Raw genomic sequence first — 19500 nt, 5'->3', positions numbered from 1 at the left:
CGCGAGAAACCGCGTTAGGGCGGAGTGGGCGGCCAAGGGGAAATACCGCGGCCGCGGAGGCGAGTAGGGTGGGCTTCAGCCCATCGCTTGCAGCCCAAACATTCACCTTGGTGGGCTGAAGCCCACCCTACCGCGCTGCGAACGAACCAGACCAGAACAACAACCGGCCTGACCGGAGACCGATATGAACGACACCGTGGAACTGATTCAGCATCAAGATTCACCGCGTTACATCCGCCTCAACGATGCGGACAACGTGGCTGTGGTGGTTAACGATGGCGGTGTGCCGACCGGTGCCCGGTTCGAGGACGGGCTGGTCACGGTCGAATCAGTGCCGCAAAGCCACAAGGTTGCGCTGGTGGATATTGCGATCGACCAGCCTGTGCGCCGCTACGGACAGATCATTGGTTATGCGCTAGAGCCCATTGCGCGAGGGTCCTGGGTCAAGGAAACGCAGCTGCGCATGCCCTCAGCTCCACCCCTCGACAGCCTGCCAATGGCCGATGCTGTCCCGGAGCGCCTCGAGCCGCTTGAAGGCTTTACCTTCGAAGGCTACCGCAACGCAGACGGCACGGTTGGTACGCGCAACGTGCTCGGTATCACCACCACCGTTCAATGCGTGACGGGCGTGCTCGATCACGCTGTTGCGCGCATTCGTAAGGAGCTTCTGCCGAAGTACCCGAACGTCGATGACGTGGTCGCGCTGACCCACAGCTACGGTTGCGGCGTGGCGATCAATGCCAAGGACGCCTACATCCCGATCCGTACCGTCCGCAACCTGGCGCGCAACCCCAACCTCGGCGGCGAAGCGCTGGTCATCAGCCTTGGCTGCGAAAAGCTGCAGGCAGAGCAGGTGATGCACGAAGGCGACGCATCGGTCGATCTCAGCGAACCCTGGCTGTACCGTTTGCAGGACTCCAATACCGGTTTCGGCGAGATGATCGAACAGATCATGGCGCTGGCCGAGTCGCGTCTGCAAAAGCTTAACCGCCGACAGCGCGAAACCGTTCCGGCGTCAGAGCTTGTGCTGGGCATGCAATGCGGCGGCAGCGATGCCTTCTCGGGAATCACCGCCAATCCAGCCTTGGGCTACGCCTCGGACCTGCTGATCCGCGCAGGCGCGACAGTGATGTTCTCTGAGGTCACCGAAGTGCGCGATGCGATCTATATGCTCACGTCGCGCGCTGAAACGCCGGAGGTTGCCGAAGCCTTGGTCCGCGAGATGGACTGGTACGACCAGTATCTGGAGCGCGGCGCAGCCGATCGCAGCGCCAACACCACGCCTGGTAACAAGAAAGGCGGGTTGTCCAACATTGTCGAGAAGTCCCTTGGCTCCATAGTCAAATCCGGCAGCAGTGCGATCAACGGCGTACTCGGCCCAGGCGAGCGGTTCAGCAGCAAAGGCCTGATCTACTGCGCGACCCCAGCCAGCGACTTTGTCTGCGGCACGTTGCAGTTGGCGGCCGGCATGAACCTGCATGTGTTCACCACCGGGCGCGGCACACCATACGGTCTGGCCATGGCACCGGTCGTGAAAGTCTCTACCCGCACCGAGCTGGCCGAGCGCTGGCCTGACCTGATCGACGTGGATGCCGGACGCATCGCCACTGGCCGTTCCAGTATCGAGGAGCTGGGTTGGGAGCTGTTCCACTACTACCTGGACGTCGCCAGTGGGCGCAAGAAGACCTGGGCCGAGCAGCACCAGATCCACAACGACATCACCTTGTTCAACCCTGCACCGATCACCTGAACCCAGCTATGTCAGCGCATCGAAGCGGTGCGCTGTTCCATGATCAGTCGCAGGAGAACGAGATGAGTGCGCTGCCGGATGACTTCATTCGCGAGATCGAAGCGGTCGTCGGTGCCGTCGGCATGGTCTGTGATGCCGAACGCATGCAGAGCTACCTGAGCGATTGGCGGAATGCCTACCGCGGTGAAGCCGCACTGGTGGTGCGTCCGGCCAGCACCGAAGAGGTAGCCGCCGTAGTGCGGCTGTGCAATCAATACGAAATTGCACTGGTACCGCAAGGGGGCAATACCGGGCTGTGTGGCGGTTCGATTCCGGACGCCAGTGGTACTCAAGTGGTGCTGTCCCTGACGCGCATGACCGGCATCCGCGAAGTCGATACCGAAAACGAGACCATTACTGTCGAGGCCGGCGCCATCCTGCAAACCGTACAAGAGGCCGCTGCCGAAGTGGGGCGGCTGTTCCCTTTGTCCCTCGGCGCGGAAGGCAGTTGCACCGTGGGCGGTAATCTCGCAACCAACGCCGGCGGCACTGCCGTGCTGCGTTACGGCAACATGCGCGATCTCACGTTGGGCCTGGAAGTAGTGCTGCCGGACGGGCAGATCTGGAATGGCCTGCGCGGACTGCGCAAGGACAATACAGGGTACGACCTCAAACACCTGTTCATCGGCTCGGAAGGCACACTCGGCATCATCACCGCAGCCGTGCTGAAGCTATATCCTGCGGTGCGCAGCGTGACGACGGCCTGGGTTGCATTACCCAGCGCGCATGCAGCGGTGCAGCTGATCGGCATCATCCGTGGTCTATGTGGCGATCGGCTGACCGGGTTCGAGCTGATGTCGCGACTAAGCGTTGATTTCGTGCTGCGTCACGTCGGCGCTTGCTCCGATCCCTTCACCGAAACTCATCCTTGGTATGTGCTGATCGAGCTGAGCGACACCCAACCTGATGCGCCGCTCAACGAGCTGCTTGAACAGGGGCTCGGCGGAGCCCTGGAGCGTGGACTGGTGACCGATGCCGTACTGGCCAGCAGCGAGGCTCAAGTCGCGGCGTTGTGGGCGATGCGTGAGGGAATTTCCGAGGCGCAGAACCATGAAGGTCCAAGTCTCAAACATGACATCAGCGTGCCGGTGAGCTGCATTCCGGCGTTCATTCAGACGACCGATCAGCGCTTGCTCGACCAGTTTGCGGGCGTGCGCATCGTCGCTTATGGCCATGTCGGTGATGGGAACCTTCACTACAACGTCAGCAAGCCGGTCGGGTCTGACGATACGGCCTTCAAGGCGCAGCAAGACGCGATCATGCACGTCATCTACGAGGCCACTACTCGGTTTCAGGGCAGCATCAGCGCAGAGCATGGGCTGGGTCAGGCCAAGCGCGCCGCGGCCAAGCACTACAAGGACCCGCTGGAACTGGCGCTGATGCGCGCGATCAAGACAACGCTTGATCCCAAAGGCCTGATGAACCCCGGCAAGGTGCTCTGACTTCGCCTCCACGCGTTCCCACTTTTCGAGGTAATCACCGTGACCTGCATACTCCAAATCGGCCCCCTGACTGAACGTTTCAACCGTGGCCTTGCCGCGGAGCATGAGGTGCTGCGTTTCTGGGAGGAGGGTGCCGATGCGTTGGTTAACCAGAATGCTCAGCGCATTGATGTCGTGGTGACCTCCGGTCGTTTCGGCTGCACGGCGGAGCTGATCGAGCGCCTGCCCAACCTGCAAGCGATCATCAGTTTCGGCGTCGGCTACGACGCCATCGACGTGGCGGCAGCGCGCGCACGCAACATCCCGGTGAGCAATACGCCAGACGTGCTCAATGATTGCGTGGCGGACTTGGCCTTTGGGCTGATTATCGACAGCGCCAGGCAAATGTCCCGTGCCGACCGTTTCGTACGCGCTGGCGAGTGGCCCTCCGGCGGCCTGCCGCTTGCGAAGCAGGTGAGCGGGAAACGACTGGGCATCGTCGGCATGGGGCGCATTGGTGAAACGGTCGCCAAGCGCTCCAGTGGTTTTGATATGCAGGTGCGCTACCACAACCGTCGACCGGTAGAGGGCAGTGCCTATGGATATGAATCCAATCTCGTCGAGTTGGCGCAGTGGAGCGACTTTCTCGTTCTGACCTGTCCTGGTGGCGAGAGCACCCGCAACCTCATCAATCGAGACGTCCTTGAGGCGCTTGGATCGAAAGGTATTTTGATCAACGTTGCCCGCGGCTCGGTGGTGGACGAACCGGCATTGATCGAGGCGCTGACTGAAGGACGGCTGGGCGGGGCGGGTCTCGACGTTTATGCCCAGGAGCCCAACGTACCTCAGGCCCTTGTCGATCTGCCCAATGTCGTGCTGCTGCCGCACATCGGCAGTGCCACCGAGGAAACCCGGCTGGCAATGGAAGAATTGCTGTTGGCCAATCTGCGTGCGTTTCTTGAACGCGGTGAGCTGCTGACGGCTGTCTGAGCGCACACACCCGTGCGAATCAGATGACAGGCGGCCTCGGTCGCCGATGGCCCTGGCCAAAAGCCTGGGTCAGATAACTTCAGAGCAACATCATTAGGGCGCCGAACACCGCGAGCCACAAGCACGCGGCCGCGAGGCGCCATTTCAATTCAAGTCAGCGAGCAATTCGGCTCGCCTAAGAGGCCGTGCGATGCCTGAACTTCAACCGAATCTGACCGAGGTCGAGCTTCTGCGCGGCCCGCTGAGACTGTCGGTGTGCCCCGGGCTGGGCGGTGCAATCACTCAACTGAGTATCGATGGCATCGATCTGCTGCGCCCTTGGGACGGCACGGACAGCGTCCGGCGGACGGGCTGCTTCGTCCTTGCGCCCTTCTCCAATCGAGTCGGCGATGGCGCCTTCGAGCATGACGGTCAGCGCTACCCGTTGCGCAGTCTATCTACTGAACATCCTTTACCGATTCACGGCGTCGCCTGGAAGCGTGCGTGGACGATAACGGAGCAAAGCCCGACCAGCCTTTGCCTGACGCTCATTCATCGGCCCGAGGGCGAGGGCGTACTTGACTGGCCGTTCGCGTTCGAACTCGAGCACCAGATCAAACTCGACGATGGCGGCGTTGCGCTGCAACTGACGCTGCGCAACATCGACAACCGCTCGATGCCCGCCGGGCTTGGCTGGCATCCGTATTTCCTCCGGCACGACGCTTGTTGGTTGCGGTTCGATACGAGTGCGGTCTGGCGCAACGACACCCGAAACCTGCCATCACAGAAGACGCCCATCCCAACGGAATGGGACTTTTCAACGGAAGCGCCGCTGCAGGAACCCGGCCTGGACACCTGCTTCGTTGGGCGTACCGGGCACGTTACCATCCACTGGCCGAACGAAGGGGTAGAGCTGACCATGCATCCCAGCGAGGCACTCGATCATCTGGTCGTGTTTACGCCGCCGGCAGAGATGGGCTTCTTTGCGGTCGAGCCGGTTTCTCATGCCAACAATGCGCTTAGCATGGACGATCCGGCCGCGAACGGCATTCGTACACTCGACCCCGGCGAAACCATGCAGGTCAGTTGCAGGTTTTCGATAGCGCGCGCCTGATCCGCCGGTACCTGAATCACTCTTTCAATCGCTGGCTGGGCGACAGCTCTTCATTGCCGCACGGGATAGCGAGCGTAGATAGCTGGCAGGCGCTCAAGCGCCAGGGCTCGCCGTTCTCACCTTTGCAGCCTCGCTTCTCCTGCGTCACGTAAAAGGGCGGTGTGGCTCGCTGGTTATCATCCCAACTGTTTGTTGGCCTCTTAACGCATGGCAACGACGTTCGGCAGTCAAAAAAAAGCCCGTCACAAAGACGGGCGAAGGTTTCCGCAACAGGAGCGAGGAGTGTTGCGTCCAGCGTGGTGGTGACGCTTAGAGAATCGAGATCGGGTAGTTAATGATCAGACGATTCTCGTCGAACTCGTTGGAGCTATAGTCACGACGCATGCTGGAGTTGCGCCACTTGATGTTCAGGTTCTTCAGTGCACCGCTCTGTACGGTGTAAGCCAGTTCCGACTCGCGACCCCATTCCTCACCGTCATCGCCGGTAGCGGTCCGGATGTTGTCGCCGCTGATGTAGCGGTTCATCAACACCAGGCCTGGAATACCAACGCCAGCGAAGTTGTAATCATGACGGAGCTGCCACGAACGCTCTTCAGCCGCATCGTAGGCAGAGTTGAAGCTGTCGTTCGCTAGCGACCCGCCGCTGGTTCCGTTGACGCGCATCCACTGATCACCGCTGACTTTCTGCAGACCCACGTAGAAGGTGTTGGCACCGGCTTGCAGACCGAACAGACCGGAGTAGGTCTTGTTGTCCATATCCCCAGCCAGGGCGCTGCCTTCATCCTTACCGGTGAAGTAGCCGAGGTTTGCAGTAAAAGCAAGGTCCTCTCCGAGCGGCTGTACGTGCAGCAACTGGACGTAGCTCTGCTGGTAGATGTCTTCGAGACGGGCGTGCCATAGGCCGACCTTGGTCTTGTCTGTGAACGAGTATTCACCGCCAGCGAAGTTGAAGCGATCCGAGCTGGCACCGCCGAAGAACATGTCTTCCATGCTTGCGTCATCACGCGTGCTGTTCTGACGCATCTGGCCGCCGTATAGAGCCAAATTCTTGATTTCCTTAGAGGTGACCATACCGCCCTGGAAGGTTTGCGGCAGCGAGCGGCCATCATCGGCACGCAGCACCGGCACAACGACCTGCCATTCACCGACACGCAGCTCGGTTTCCGACATTTTTGCCTTCGCGGCTACCGCTATCCGGCCGAAGTCATCTGCAGGATGGCGATCAGCACCAGTGCCGTGAGTCGGAAGCAGACCTGTACCGTAGGTGCCGCCACCGCCGTCGAGCTTGACTGCCAGGCCCGCTAGCACATCGACGCCAAACCCGACAGGCCCAGGCGTATAGCCGGACTGAGCATTCAGAATGAAGCTCTGGGTCCATTCTTCAGCCTTGTTCTGGCCGCCGTTATAGGCCGGGTCGACAAAATTACGATTAATGTAGAAGTTACGAGCGTTCAGCGTGACTTTGCTGCCTTCGACAAAGCCATCCGCAGCGTGAGCAACGGCAGGAATGCCAAGTGCCAGCGACAGAGTGCCTGCAAAAACGGCGGCAGACAGAGGATTGCGTGGGGTCATTGTTGTTGTGCTCCCTTTTTTAAGTAGTCCACCCGTGCGGCCAGAGCCCAAGACGAGGGGGGTGTAGCGTGGCCGCAGATAAAGCGACGCTCGCCGAAACAACAAATACGTTATCAGTTGTCATACGACGTATCGGATTATGGCCGCCGAGCATCGCTTGTCAATCCAATTTGTAAAGAATTGTTAGGGTCTTCGACTTTCGTCTAGTGCCGTTTCAAAGGGGTTGGCTGGGTAAGACCCGGCAAAGTCCTGGATCGAATAGCTCAGCCGCTGAAGCGCAGGGAGATGTGATGACTTGTAAAATCGATGAGGCTAACTTGGAGATCCCCACCAAGCAGGCAATAGTCGTCTGATCTCTCGTCTGCCGAAGCGGTCATCGATCAGGTGTACGACGCCGACGTCGTCCGTGGTGCGAATGACGCGGCCGGCAGCCTGCACCACCTTCTGCAACCCGGGATATAGGTAGGTGTAGTCGTAGCCCGTGCCGAACAAATGATCCATCCGCGTCTTCATCTGCTCATTAACGGGATTAACCTGCGGCAGTCCCAGCGTGGCAACAAAGGCACCAATCAGCCGCTTACCCGGCAGGTCGATGCCCTCGGAAAAAGCACCGCCCAGCACGGCGAAACCAATACCGCAGCTCTCATCCGTGAAACGCGCAAGGAAGGCGTTGCGCGCCCCTTCATCCATGCTGCGCGTCTGCTCCCAGTAGGGCAGCTCAGGGTGTTGGGCACGGAGGAGGCTAGTGACCTGTTGTAAGTAGTCAAAGCTGCTGAAGAACGCCAAGTAGTTGCCAGGGCGCGTCTGATACTGCTCGGCAAGCAGGTCGACGACAGCTTGAAGCGAGGCGCTGCGATGCTGGTAGCGAGTGGAGATGTGCTGTGCAAGGCGTATCTGCAACTGCTCCGCGCGAAACGGAGATTCGACGTCGACCCATACCCGATTGGCCGGCACGCCGAGGGTGTCGGCGTAAAAGCGCTGCGGTGTCAGGGTCGCGGAAAACAGTACGCAAGAGCGGGTCTCACGAATGCGGGGGGCCAGGAAGGGGGCGGGAATCACGTTGCGCAAGCAGAGGACAGATGCTTTGGCATTGCTGCGGTCGTGCGCTGGCAGCAGCGTGCAGTCGATCAGTGAATGGTCGCCGAACAGCTCTGCCAGTTTGCAGAATTGCATAGCGTCGAAGTAGGCCGACTGCAACGCCGAGTCAACCCCCGCAGGGTTCTCGCCGAGATAGTCGGTGATTGCGCTTACGGCTTGCTGAAGCGCGTTGATGAGCACCTGCGGCAGCCCTGGCAGAACCTGATAGGCGCCTGCCTGCAGGCGGTGCACATCGCCCCAGCAACGAAGCACGCGTTCGATCGGCTTCTTCAACACGATCGGAAGAGTTTTTCGTAATCCCTTGAACGTAAGCAGATTAAGTTCGGCGCTGTACATCGACCGGCCGCGTTCGAGCAGATTGTGCGCCTCGTCCACCAGCACCCCGATGCGCCACTGGTTGAGCAACGCCAGGCTGTAGAGCAGAGCGCTCAGATCGAAGTAGTAGTTGTAGTCACCCACCACCACATCAGCCCAGCGGGCCATTTCCTGGCTCAGATAGTAAGGACACACCTGGTGCGCCAACGCCACCTCGCGCAGTGTTGTCTGATCGAGAAACGGGCGAGTAATGGCCTCGTCGCGTGCGGCCGGGAGCCGGTCGTAGAAGCCGCGAGCGAGCGGGCAGGATTCACCGTGACAAGCCTTGTCCGGGTGTTCACACGATTTGTCCCGCGCGATCAATTCCAACACTCGCAGAGGCGTTTGCTGGCCCCCCAGGCTGTCGAGTGCATTCAACGCCAGCTGCCGCCCCGAGGTTTTAGCGGTGAGGAAATACAGCTTGTCGAGCTGCTGGCCGGGCATGGCCTTCAGTTGCGGAAATAGAGTAGCCAGGGTCTTGCCAATACCAGTCGGTGCCTGAGCCATCAGGTGGGTACCGGTGCACGCGGCCTTGTATACCGCTTCGGCCAGTTGCCGCTGGCCGCTGCGAAATTCACCGTAGGGGAACGTCAGGCTTCGCAACGCCTGGTCACGCTCGGCTCGGTGGGCCAGTTCCTGATCAGCCCAGGCGATGAAGTATTGGCATTGGGTTTCGAAAAAAGCCCGAAGGTGTTCGGCGGTACAGGTTTCGACCAGCAGGGTTTCCTTCTGGCTGACCACATCGAAATACACCAGCGCGATCTCCAGCGACTCCAACGTGCGCGCCTCGCAGAGCAGCCAGCCGTAGACCTTGGCTTGCGCCCAGTGTAGGTAACGGTGGTTGGCCGGCTGCCGGGCGAGGTCACCGCGGTAGGTCTTGATCTCCTCCAGTCGATTCTTCGTCGGGTCATAACCGTCCGCACGACCGCGGACGGTGAGGTTGCGATAGTTGGCTTCGAGCGTGACTTCTCGCTCGTACCCATCGCCGCGCCGCGACGTGACCGTGGCGTGTCCGGCCATGCCTTCTAGCGCGGTAGGCGAGGGAGTGAAACGAAGATCCAGATCGCCTTGTTTTGCGGTGAATTCGCACAACGCACGGACTGCGACCCGATAACTCAAGGTGCGGCCTCCGACCACTGTACGTAGCAGACCGCGATCGGCACCTGATGACGCAACGCAAAGTCGATCCAGCGCTTCTGATTGTCCTGCAACCGGTCGCCTGGGCCTTTTACTTCGATCAATCGATAACGCTGCTCGCCTGGCCAGAGCTGAACGAGGTCTGGCAGACCGCTACGATGGTTGGGTACGTCCTGCAGGATGCGCTGAAAAAAAGCATGCAGATGTTCGGCAGGGATGCACACCAGTGCCAGCTCCAGCAATGCCTCGTCAAACAGGCCCCAGCTGACGAAGTGCGACTGCAGTCCGAACTTGTCCCGAAACGCGCGACGAATGCAGTCACGGTACTCGCCAGTGCCGAGTCTGCTCAGACACTCGTCGAACAACCCTGCCCGGCGAGCATGGAAGTCAGGTCGCGTGAGATCGGCCGGGCCAGCGTGAAACGGGTGAAAGAACGCACCGGGCAACGGCGCAAAGATGACATCCCAACAGAGCAAGCCAAGCAGCGAATTGATCAGCGCGTTTTCAACGTAGTAAACCGGCGCATCGCTTCGGCTGAGGTGTTCACGCACGGCCTGTTCGACGCTCATCCCCTCGGGCCGAGGCAGGATCAGATCTATGCGCTCTGGTTGTATGAGGCTCACACGGCGCGTGATGGGTTCGCCCAGTGCTCGCCGCAGGCGCGGCAGGATGCGTTGCAGTTGCTGGGCTTCGTGCTCGCTTTCAGGTGCAGCTTGCGCCGTCAGCGCGAGTCGCATGGCGGCTTCTGGTTGGCCGCAACGCTCCAGCACGCGGATCGCACGTTCGCGAGCACCCGGATAGCGGTTGGCTGCATGCAGGCGCAGCGCCAAGGGCAAATCACCGTTGCGCTCGCACTGCCTGGCGATGCTCAGCAGCAACTTGCCGCGGCGATTTTCCAGCCATTCATTGGCGTACGGTGTCGATGGGATGTCCTGCAGGACCGCTTCAGCGGCGTCACCCGCCTCGAAGCGTTCACGGCAGCGATGCAGATGCAGGTAGGCATCCACATCGGCGCGTTCATGGAAGGCCCGTGAAGCGGGGGAGAAGGCGACTCGCTCGTAACGAAAAATACCCAGGTCGGCGAGAACGAACTCGGACCAGTCTTGATGGATGTTGCCGAAGAACATCAGCCGCAAGCGGTCGCACAGATCGCCAATCGTCAGCGCAAATGCTGCATCGTCAAAACCTTCACACCAGCTGGCGAAAGGCTTTGGCTGGGAGTGCTCGGCCAGCATGGCCTCGAGCAAATCGGCCTTGCGCTGGCCGTTGGTTGCAGCATTGCCGCATACACGAAGCAATTCGTCTTTTTTCAACAAACCGAATAGCTGAGCCACATCCAGCATTGGATTAGTCTCGACCCAGCCGTGCTCGATGAGTGCGACGGATGCCTGCATCGGGCAGCCAATCTCTGTGTAGCGCAGCTTGCTGGCACGAAACAGCGTGCCCTTACGCATCACCATGCGCACCAGCAAGGCCTGCGACGCTTGTGGAACCTGGTGGAAACGGTCGAGAAACGCGCGTTCGTGATCGTGCAGCAGATCACCGTGGCGCTCACCAACCCAGGCGAGCACTTGGCGAAAGTTGTCGAGGTAATAGAAGGGGTTTTCCAGCGCCTGGCGCATCGAACGTCCGGTTCGGTCGAGCATGGGCACAGCGGCCCACAAGGCTGTGTATTTATACAGTTGCCGCGGGTTTTGGCAATGCCTGGACGATCAGCGGTGACGGACCGTAGGCTCGGGAGCACGCCTCGGCGTAGTGGCGCTCAACCCAACCGCCGGCTAGCTGGGTTGAGCGCAATGAGGATCAAACGGTGCGGGAAAAACGGCCGCGCTGTTCACCGCCCAGGTAGGCATCGAAGGCCATGGCGACGTTGCGCAACATCAATTGACCCTGGGGCAGCAACACAAGGGCGTCGTCGTTGATTTCCACCAGCCCGTCGGCGATATGCTCGTCCAGCTTGGCCAGTGAATCGGCGAAATACGCCTTGAAGTCGATGCCGTAGCGCTGTTCGATTTCGGCGTAATCGATGCGTCCATGGCACATCAACGAAACGATCACGTCACGGCGCAAGCGGTCGTCTTCACTGAGCTGGTAGCCACGGTGCACCGGTAACATGCCTTCGTTCAGCCGTGCGTAATACTGCGAAAGCTCCTTCACGTTCTGGCTGTAACTGTTGCCGACCTTGCCGATGGACGAGATGCCGAGGCCGATCAGGTCGCAATCGGCGTGGGTCGAGTAGCCCTGGAAGTTACGTTGCAGCGTGCCGTTGGCGCGGGCGAGGGTCAGTTCGTCGTCTGGCAGGGAGAAGTGGTCCATGCCTATATAGACGTAGCCCGCATCGGTCAGTCTTTGAATGGTCAGTTCCAACAGCTCCAGCTTTCGCTCGGGCGGCGGCATATCCTCCGGGCGAATCAGCTTCTGCGCCCGTACGAGATCTGGCAGATGCGCATAGCTATAGGCCGCGATGCGATCCGGGCGGATGTCGATGATCTTGTCCAATGTAACGCCGAAGCTTTCCACGGTCTGCAGAGGCAGACCGTAGATCAAATCAACGCTGATCGACTTGAAATGGGCATCCCGTGCGGCCTGAACCAGTTCCCGGGTCTGTTCCTCGGTCTGGATGCGGTTGACTGCGATCTGCACCTGTTCGTCGAAGTCCTGCACGCCGAAGCTCAAGCGGTTAAAGCCCAGCTCGCGCAGTTGATGAATCTGAGCCGGGGTAACGGTGCGCGGGTCGACCTCCAGCGAAAATTCGTGATTGTCGCTGTCGTCCATGTTGAAGGCGTCGTGCAGTGTCGCCATCAGATCAGCTAGCTGTTCGCTGGTGAGGTAGGTCGGTGTACCGCCGCCGAGATGCAGCTGAGTCAGCTTGCGCGAACGATCGAACAGCGAGGCCTGCATCTTGATCTCGCGCTTGAGGTAGTCGAGGTATTCGACGGCGCGATCAGTTTTGTGGGTAATGATTTTGTTACAGGCGCAGTAGTAGCAAAGGCTTTTGCAAAACGGGATATGGATGTACACCGACAGCGGCTTGGGCTCCGCCGCCACATTGGTCGACTGCGCGGCACTGCGGTAGTCGTCCATGGCAAAGGCCTGATGGAACTGGGGAGCAGTGGGGTAGGACGTGTAGCGAGGACCGGGACGGTCGTATTTTTCGACCAGGGCGCGGTTAAAGCTCGGCGTTTGGTCCATGTAGGGTTTCACCTTGATTGCATGATTGTAAGTGGCTGGGTCGGGCAGTGCCCGCCGCAGCCTGCGACATCTTGGCGCGAATTATCGCGTTTCCCCGGCCTGCCTGGGCCTGTCCCAGATCAAGAACGGGCCAGGCTGAAGCGCGGGCGCCAAGCGGTCAATACATGAATATTAGGCCAAGCAGCCGAGCTGCGTGTGCTCGGCTGCCTGTCACCCTTGATTACAACCGGAACTGGCTAACCAGACGATTCAGCTCGGCCGCGAGCTGAACCAGCTCCTCACTGATCTGCGAGGTTTGAGATGCGTCAGCCAGGGTAGTGTCAGCAATGGTGCTAATCGTGGTGATGTTGCGGTTGATCTCTTCGGCAACCGCGCTCTGCTCTTCGGCCGCTGTGGCGATTTGGGTGTTCATGCCATTGATGGTGTTCACTTCACCCGCGATCACGGTGAGGCTCTGTGCGGTCTTGGCTACACAGTCCGAACCCGAGTGAGCGCGAACCTGCGCCCCTTCCATGGCCTGTACGGCGTTACGCACACCGTTTTGCAGTTGCTCGATGGTGCGCTGGATTTCTTCGGTGGACTTCTGTGTGCGCGAGGCGAGGGTGCGCACCTCATCAGCGACCACAGCGAAACCACGGCCCTGTTCCCCGGCGCGGGCGGCCTCGATGGCAGCATTCAGTGCGAGAAGATTGGTCTGCTCGGCGATGCCGTTGATGACGCTCAATACCATGCCAATGCTGACACTGTCCGTTTCGACCTGCTTGATCACCTGCGCCGCTTTCTCGATGTCCTGAATCAGCACCTCGATACCATCCAGCGCCTCGGTTGCCAGCGCGACGCCAACTCGCGATTCCTCATCGGCACCGCTCGATGCAGACGCGGTCTCGTTAGCATGCCGCGCCACCTCCTGAACGGTTGCGCTCATTTCATTCATGGCCGAGGCAACCATATCGGTTTCGCTGCGCTGTTCCATGACTGCAGTCTGGGTCTTCTCGGCGACGCTCGAGACTCGATTCGACACCTCTCCCAACTGGTGGGTTACAGCGGCCACCGCCTCCAGGCTGTTACGGAATTTGAAAATCATGCGGTTAAAGGCAGTGCCCATGGCGCCGACTTCATCCTGGGCGTGAACAGCGACAGTACGGCTGAGGTCTTCGTCGGCAGTCATCGCCTCCATGGTGTGCCGCATTTCATTGATGCGGCTGATAATCACCCGGCGGATGATGTAGCCCATGACGATCAGACCCGCCAGTAGAAGCAGCGCCTGGATCACGGCTGAAGTCAGAATGTTGCGATGCACCTCGCCGTCCAGTGCGGACAGGTCATAGCTGATGCGGACTGCCCCCATCACTGTGTTTTGCGGGACCTGATGGCAGGTCAGGCAATTGGTGCCGCGGTAATCCTGTTGCGCATGGATCGGATTGATCACTGTCAGCACACGCCCATTCGCACCATCGCTCACTTCGACGGTGGCGTCGCCGGCAAGCGCACGTCTGTCCAGCTCGTCCTTGGGTGCCTGATGCTCGAACCCAGGCCCGAACAGCTTGGTTACCGGCTCGCCGCGGACGATACGTGCATCGATGACTCCCGGCCGGGCAAGGATCTTGTTACGCAGCACCTCACGCTGGCCCATGGTGCCGGTCAGCATCATGGTGTTGATACTGTCGAAATAGGAGTCAGCCGTATCCTTAGTCTGTTGTTCCACGACATGGAGTATCAGCTGTTTCTCTGAACCCGCCGAATAGAAGAGGGAGGCTGCCAGGACCAGGGCGAACACCACCAACAGGGCCAGGTTGATTTTTGTTTGAACGGACATTTGCCGAGCTGGGGAGGTGCTGTTCATCCTGTTCCTTAGCTACTATTACACGAAAACGAAACCTTCGCCGGGGACGCGACGGACCACTGCGGGCCATCTGGCTCAGGCTTAGCCGCTTTATCTGCCTTAACCTATCGGCCGGAAACCCCTTCGCTTAACAAGGTTTTTCAACTGCCGGCCGAGTGAAGGCACCGTGCCACTAACGAGGCCGGCGACATCCTAGTCGCTGTTCAACGACGCAGAGCCATGACCCGCGATGAAAGGAAATCAATTTCCAATTCTGTTGATGTAGATCAATAAAACTCGAAAGGCCATCGCGCGAACTGCGACGCTTATCTCTCTGCGCTGGTCTCCGTTGGATCATTCGGTCGCGGAAGGCCATTCACGAGCTACTCCGTTCTCGAGGCGTTTGGCGACTGCAGCGGCAATCTTTTTCGTTAAGCCGCTTGGCAATTTCTGCTAGTCAGGCCACGCTATGCCGAAGCCATGTCAACAGCCATCCGTCAGGTTGCTGGCATGGCCGAATTAGCCCAGCCGCAGTCGAACCCCGAACCGTTTCGGCGGTCGTAGCCTCTAGTCAGTCGCCGTTGGCGGGACATGCAGGGTATGGCTGCTGACCGATCCAGGCGCAGTGCATCAATCGGACTCATCTTTTCAAGGACTCACATGATCAAGAAATGCCTTTTTCCTGCGGCCGGATATGGCACGCGCTTCCTTCCTGCAACCAAGGCTATGCCCAAGGAGATGTTGCCGGTAGTGAACAAGCCCCTGATTCAATATGGGGTTGAGGAGGCACTGGCTGCTGGGCTGAGCCAGATTGCGATTGTTACCGGCCGCGGTAAGCGATCCCTGGAAGACCACTTCGACATCAGCTACGAGCTCGAACATCAGATCCGCAACACCGACAAAGAAAAGTACCTGGTCGGTATCCGCAAACTGATCGATGAATGCAGCTTCTCGTATACCCGTCAGGTCGAAATGAAAGGCCTGGGCCATGCGATTCTCAGCGGTCGTCCTTTGATTGGTGACGAACCCTTTGCTGTCGTTCTGGCGGACGACCTGTGCATCAACCTAAACGGTGATCCAGTCCTGGCGCAGATGGTCAAACTGTACAACCAGTTCCGCTGCTCGATCGTCGCAATCCAGGAAGTACCACCGGAAGAGACCAGCAAATATGGCGTGATTGCCGGCGAGATGATCCGTGACGACATTTTCCGTGTCAGCCACATGGTCGAGAAACCCAAGCCCGAAGATGCACCGTCCAATCTCGCCATCATCGGCCGTTACATCCTCACGCCGGATATCTTTGACCTGATCGAGCAGACCGAGCCAGGCAAAGGCGGCGAAATCCAGATCACCGACGCGCTGATGCGCCAAGCCCAGGACGGTTGCGTACTGGCGTACAAGTTCAAGGGCCAGCGTTTCGATTGCGGTAGCGCCGAGGGCTATATCGCAGCGACCAACTTCTGCTACGAGAACTTCTACCTGACCGGTAAAGCGTTCTAAGCACCAGTGCTGTGCATAAAGCCACCTTCGGGTGGCTTTTGCGTTTCAGGGAGCGGGCATTTCTTCCGCGCCTGGGCCGAGAGGCTGACCGTAGCTGAACTCGACATAGTGGCCGGCCGGGTCACGAACGCCACAATAGTAGCCAACCGGGTAGGGCTCGTCCCTGGGCTCCCAGATCAGGCAGCCAACCTGACGAGCCCTGTCTGCAAGCGCATCGACCTCCGCGCGGCTCGCCAGAGCAAAGCCGAAATGACTGTAGTCGTTGTCGGCCAGTGCACGATCTTGCCCACCCGGCATGATCACGAAAATAAACTCGCGCTCCTTTCCTGGCTCGGCCATCCAGACGATGCGAGATCCTTTTCCAGCGCGCTCGTGAAACACGTGCATCCCGCAGAATTGCTCGTAAAAGGCGATGCAGGCGTCCAGGTCGGGCACGTGCAACGCGAGATGAGTGAGGGTAGGGCGCATGCGATGCTCCTCCAATGAATCCGGCCAACGGCCTGGGTTATGCTGTGCGATCTACAAGGGAGACAACAGTTCATGGCTTACGACTTCGATCTATTCGTCATCGGCGCGGGTTCCGGTGGCGTCCGTGCCGCCCGTTTTGCTGCAGGCTATGGCGCCCGCGTGGCGGTAGCCGAAAGCCGTTACCTGGGCGGCACCTGCGTAAACGTCGGCTGTGTGCCGAAGAAATTACTGGTCTATGGCGCCCACTATGCCGAAGACATCCACGAAGCCGAAGGCTACGGCTGGACCATCGACGGCGCCAGGTTCGATTGGGCTTCGCTCATAGCCAACAAGGATCGCGAGATCCAGCGCCTCAACGGCATATACAAGAACCTGCTGACTGACAGCGGCGTCACGCTACTACAGGCCCATGCACGCCTGGTCGACGCCCATACTGTAGAGGTCGACGGCAAGCACTACAGCGCCGAGCACATTCTGATTGCCACTGGCGGCTGGCCGTTCGTGCCAGAGATTCCCGGTCGCGAGCATGCCATCACCTCCAACGAGGCCTTCTACCTAGATGCGTTGCCACGTCGCGTTCTGGTGGTGGGCGGCGGCTATATCGCAGTCGAGTTCGCCTCGATCTTCCACGGCTGCGGCGCCGATACCAAGTTGCTCTATCGAGGCGAATTGTTTCTACGCGGTTTCGATGGCGCTCTGCGCGACCACCTCAAGGATGAGCTGATCAAAAAGGGCCTTGATCTCCAGTTCAACGCCGACATCGCCCGCATCGACAAACAGGCAGACGGCACGCTGCTCGCCACGCTTGAGGATGGTCGTACGCTGGAAGCCGATTGCATTTTCTACGCCACCGGGCGCCGACCGATGCTCGACGGCCTGGGGTTGGAGAACGTCGATGTGGCGCTGGACAAGCGCGGCTTCGTTGCCATCGACGAGCAGTTCCGCACATCCACGCCTTCGATACTGGCAATCGGGGACGTGATCGGCAGGATCCAGCTGACGCCCGTGGCGCTCGCCGAGGGTATGGCCGTGGCCCGACAGCTGTTCAAACCCGAGGAGTATCGGCCGGTCGATTACCACAACATCGCCACGGCTGTGTTCAGCCTGCCAAACATGGCGACGGTCGGTTTGACCGAAGAACAAGCGCGCGAACAAGGCCACAAGGTGGTGCTGTTCGAAAGCCGGTTCCGACCGATGAAGCAGACCATGACCGATAGCCTCGAGCGAAGCCTGATGAAACTGGTGGTCGACGCGGATACGGACAAGGTCCTGGGCTGCCATATGGCCGGCCCGGAGGCGGGGGAAATCATCCAGGGCTTGGCCGTTGCGCTGAAGGCCGGCGCAACCAAGCGAATCTTCGATGACACGGTCGGCATTCACCCAACCGCCGCCGAAGAGTTCGTCACCATGCGCACGCCGACAGGGATCTGATCAAACAATCGGAGCTGGTGGCAGCGCGAGCGGCAGCTAACCCCGAACGCATCCTAACAAGTAGGGAGAAGAAGGAGAGGGGGCCGGTAATACCGGCCCCTGTTGCGAGCCCGGACTTCGTCTGGTCGCAGTTATGCCAAGCGCGATCTCGTAATGGTCGATCAGTGCTGCATGTGCTCGTGTCCGCTTGGCTCTGGGGCCTGGTCCTGGATGGACACATCAACGGTCACTTCGCCCGCGTGCTCGAATTCGAGGGTCAGCGGGAAGCGTTCACCAGCCACGAGTGGGGCGCTCAGTTCGAAGAGCATGACGTGGTTGCTGCCTGGCTTGAACTCGACCTGGCCACCGGCAGGCACCTCGATCGAATCGATCTGCTTCATGCGCATCATCTCGCCTTCGTGCACATGGGTATGCAGTTCAGCCTTCTTTGCGCGCGGTGTGCGCACGCCCAACAGCCGATCCGGTGAATCGCCTGGGTTTTGTAACGTGAAATAGACTGCACCGGTAGGTGCGGTGGGCGGCATGGCACGCGACCACGCTTGAGTGGCCTCAAGTGGTGCACCCATCATCTGATGATGAGCATGGTTCTGATCGGCTGCGGTTGCTGACAGGCATGCCGTGCCGAGTGCAACGAGGGTTACCAGGCGAAGCAACATGGAGATCTCCGAGCTGTTTTGGAGCGCAGCACATTAGCATGCTGCGTCCTACTGTCGTTGATCTGCGTCTGCCAGCGTTGCAGAGGCTAGATTCCAAGCGCGCGCGACGTCAGTTGAACTGCGATGCACATTCAACGGAACCTGCAGCGCGGCACCGTTTCTGTTTGAATGACCTACGTAAATTCCTATGGGGAGATGCATCAGCACAATGGAACGCAGTCGCTGGAGTCACAGGTTGCTGTCTGGCGGAACGGAACCCGATCCGCGCTTTACCCTGGCCAACGAACGGACTTTTCTGGCCTGGATACGAACGTCCCTGGCGGTATTGGCGGGTGGTGTCGCGGTCGAGGCCTTTGCCAGCGAAATTTTCCCGCTGGAGATACGCAAGGTCCTGTCGATTTCGCTGTTGTTACTGGCGATGTTCATCAGCTCGACGGCTTGCTTCCGCTGGCTGACCATCGAGCGTGCGATGCGTCACCAGGGGCCGTTGCCGTTTCCACTGTTGATCCCGATCCTGTCCATCGGCGGCACACTGGTGACGCTGGTACTGATCGCCTTTGTCGCATTACGCAACTGATCGATCACCGATGCATATTTCCTTCCGGCGCCGTCTGGAGCCCAAACCAGCGCCACCTCCGCTGCATGAAGACCCCGGTCTGCAACCCGAACGTACATCGCTGGCCTGGGGGCGGACCCTGCTGACGATGATTACAGTAAGCGCACTGTTTGTGCGCTGGATGCCTTACCACGGCACCTTCGTCGCGGTGTTGGTCGCGCTATCCTTAGCCACTGCACTGGGGATCTGGACGACTCAACAGCGACGCTACACACGCAGCGCCAGTGGCGTGAAAAGCGGGCGAATCCAAGCTGATGCACTGTCGGTTTTGTGGATTGGCGCATCGGTCTTTGCGCTTGGCGTGCTTGGGCTCTATACCGTAATTTTCCTGCCAATCAGTAGCTAGGCAGTATCCACAGAG

At 59.6% G+C, this 19500-nt stretch carries 15 protein-coding genes; 8 read left to right on the top strand and 7 right to left on the bottom strand.

Going from position 1 to position 19500, the window contains the following annotated elements; genetic code table 11:
- Positions 1-196: 196 nt before the first annotated feature.
- From garD to RT21_RS01440, 4 genes are all read left to right on the top strand, one after another.
- Positions 197-1750, top strand: coding sequence for a galactarate dehydratase (garD, locus tag RT21_RS01455; protein ID WP_046161445.1), 1554 nt, complete (start codon positions 197-199; stop codon positions 1748-1750).
- A 62-nt stretch (positions 1751-1812) separates the two neighbouring features.
- Complete coding sequence (locus RT21_RS01450) at positions 1813-3231, top strand: FAD-binding oxidoreductase (protein WP_046161444.1); 1419 nt, start codon at positions 1813-1815, stop codon at positions 3229-3231.
- 39 nt (positions 3232-3270) lie between these two features.
- Positions 3271-4200, top strand: coding sequence for a 2-hydroxyacid dehydrogenase (locus RT21_RS01445; protein ID WP_046161294.1), 930 nt, complete (start codon positions 3271-3273; stop codon positions 4198-4200).
- 190 nt (positions 4201-4390) lie between these two features.
- Positions 4391-5293: an aldose 1-epimerase gene (locus RT21_RS01440; protein ID WP_046161293.1), complete on the top strand. Its 903-nt coding sequence runs from the start codon at positions 4391-4393 to the stop codon at positions 5291-5293.
- Positions 5294-5602: 309 nt separating this feature from the next.
- On the opposite strand, the gene RT21_RS01435 is transcribed toward RT21_RS01440, so the two are convergent.
- From RT21_RS01435 to RT21_RS01415, 5 genes are all read right to left on the bottom strand, one after another.
- Positions 5603-6865, bottom strand: coding sequence for an OprD family porin (locus RT21_RS01435; RefSeq protein WP_046161292.1), 1263 nt, complete (start codon positions 6863-6865; stop codon positions 5603-5605).
- A 312-nt stretch (positions 6866-7177) separates the two neighbouring features.
- Positions 7178-9436, bottom strand: coding sequence for an ATP-dependent DNA helicase (locus RT21_RS01430; protein WP_046161291.1), 2259 nt, complete (start codon positions 9434-9436; stop codon positions 7178-7180).
- A complete protein-coding gene (locus RT21_RS01425; protein WP_082082086.1) occupies positions 9433-11076 on the bottom strand; it encodes a VRR-NUC domain-containing protein in 1644 nt (547 codons plus the stop codon). Before RT21_RS01425 ends, RT21_RS01430 begins: the two co-directional genes overlap by 4 nt.
- A 181-nt stretch (positions 11077-11257) precedes the next feature.
- On the bottom strand, positions 11258-12646 hold the full coding sequence (gene hemN / locus RT21_RS01420) for an oxygen-independent coproporphyrinogen III oxidase (RefSeq protein WP_046161289.1): 1389 nt from the start codon (positions 12644-12646) through the stop codon (positions 11258-11260).
- Between the two features lie 220 nt (positions 12647-12866).
- A complete protein-coding gene (locus tag RT21_RS01415) occupies positions 12867-14489 on the bottom strand; it encodes a methyl-accepting chemotaxis protein (protein WP_045427331.1) in 1623 nt (540 codons plus the stop codon).
- Between the two features lie 639 nt (positions 14490-15128).
- Between RT21_RS01415 and galU the strand changes: the two genes are divergently transcribed.
- A complete protein-coding gene (gene galU, locus RT21_RS01410; RefSeq protein ID WP_045427334.1) occupies positions 15129-15968 on the top strand; it encodes a UTP--glucose-1-phosphate uridylyltransferase GalU in 840 nt (279 codons plus the stop codon).
- 45 nt (positions 15969-16013) lie between these two features.
- On the opposite strand, the gene RT21_RS01405 is transcribed toward galU, so the two are convergent.
- On the bottom strand, positions 16014-16436 hold the full coding sequence (locus RT21_RS01405) for a VOC family protein (RefSeq protein WP_045427337.1): 423 nt from the start codon (positions 16434-16436) through the stop codon (positions 16014-16016).
- Between the two features lie 72 nt (positions 16437-16508).
- Between RT21_RS01405 and gorA the strand changes: the two genes are divergently transcribed.
- Positions 16509-17867, top strand: coding sequence for a glutathione-disulfide reductase (gene gorA, locus RT21_RS01400; protein WP_045427340.1), 1359 nt, complete (start codon positions 16509-16511; stop codon positions 17865-17867).
- Positions 17868-18028: 161 nt separating this feature from the next.
- Here gorA and RT21_RS01395 read toward each other — a convergent pair whose 3' ends face one another.
- Entirely contained in the window at positions 18029-18523 is a 495-nt protein-coding gene (locus RT21_RS01395; protein ID WP_046161288.1) for a copper chaperone PCu(A)C, read from the bottom strand.
- A 208-nt stretch (positions 18524-18731) separates the two neighbouring features.
- On the opposite strand from RT21_RS01395, the gene RT21_RS01390 reads away from it, so the two are divergent.
- Together RT21_RS01390 and RT21_RS01385 are read left to right on the top strand one after the other, a co-directional pair.
- Positions 18732-19100: a YidH family protein gene (locus tag RT21_RS01390; RefSeq protein WP_029404536.1), complete on the top strand. Its 369-nt coding sequence runs from the start codon at positions 18732-18734 to the stop codon at positions 19098-19100.
- Positions 19101-19110: 10 nt separating this feature from the next.
- Positions 19111-19485: a DUF202 domain-containing protein gene (locus tag RT21_RS01385; RefSeq protein WP_045427348.1), complete on the top strand. Its 375-nt coding sequence runs from the start codon at positions 19111-19113 to the stop codon at positions 19483-19485.
- Positions 19486-19500: the final 15 nt, after the last annotated feature.

Origin of the sequence: Pseudomonas sp. 10B238, from assembly GCF_000970615.1 — a bacterium.
Taxonomy (GTDB): domain Bacteria; phylum Pseudomonadota; class Gammaproteobacteria; order Pseudomonadales; family Pseudomonadaceae; genus Stutzerimonas.
This window is presented reverse-complemented; position numbering and strand designations above follow the sequence as displayed.

Bases quoted from the DNA above. Each gene is read 5' to 3' on its own strand.
- RT21_RS01450 (WP_046161444.1), top strand. From the start codon at position 1,813: ATGAGTGCGCTGCCGGATGACTTCATTCGCGAGATCGAAGCGGTCGTC.
- RT21_RS01440 (WP_046161293.1), top strand. From the start codon at position 4,391: ATGCCTGAACTTCAACCGAATCTGACCGAGGTCGAGCTTCTGCGCGGC.
- RT21_RS01435 (WP_046161292.1), bottom strand. From the start codon at position 6,865: ATGACCCCACGCAATCCTCTGTCTGCCGCCGTTTTTGCAGGCACTCTG.
- RT21_RS01425 (WP_082082086.1), bottom strand. From the start codon at position 11,076: ATGCGCCAGGCGCTGGAAAACCCCTTCTATTACCTCGACAACTTTCGC.
- hemN (WP_046161289.1), bottom strand. From the start codon at position 12,646: ATGGACCAAACGCCGAGCTTTAACCGCGCCCTGGTCGAAAAATACGAC.
- RT21_RS01415 (WP_045427331.1), bottom strand. From the start codon at position 14,489: ATGAACAGCACCTCCCCAGCTCGGCAAATGTCCGTTCAAACAAAAATC.
- galU (WP_045427334.1), top strand. From the start codon at position 15,129: ATGATCAAGAAATGCCTTTTTCCTGCGGCCGGATATGGCACGCGCTTC.
- RT21_RS01405 (WP_045427337.1), bottom strand. From the start codon at position 16,436: ATGCGCCCTACCCTCACTCATCTCGCGTTGCACGTGCCCGACCTGGAC.
- gorA (WP_045427340.1), top strand. From the start codon at position 16,509: ATGGCTTACGACTTCGATCTATTCGTCATCGGCGCGGGTTCCGGTGGC.
- RT21_RS01395 (WP_046161288.1), bottom strand. From the start codon at position 18,523: ATGTTGCTTCGCCTGGTAACCCTCGTTGCACTCGGCACGGCATGCCTG.
- RT21_RS01390 (WP_029404536.1), top strand. From the start codon at position 18,732: ATGGAACGCAGTCGCTGGAGTCACAGGTTGCTGTCTGGCGGAACGGAA.
- RT21_RS01385 (WP_045427348.1), top strand. From the start codon at position 19,111: ATGCATATTTCCTTCCGGCGCCGTCTGGAGCCCAAACCAGCGCCACCT.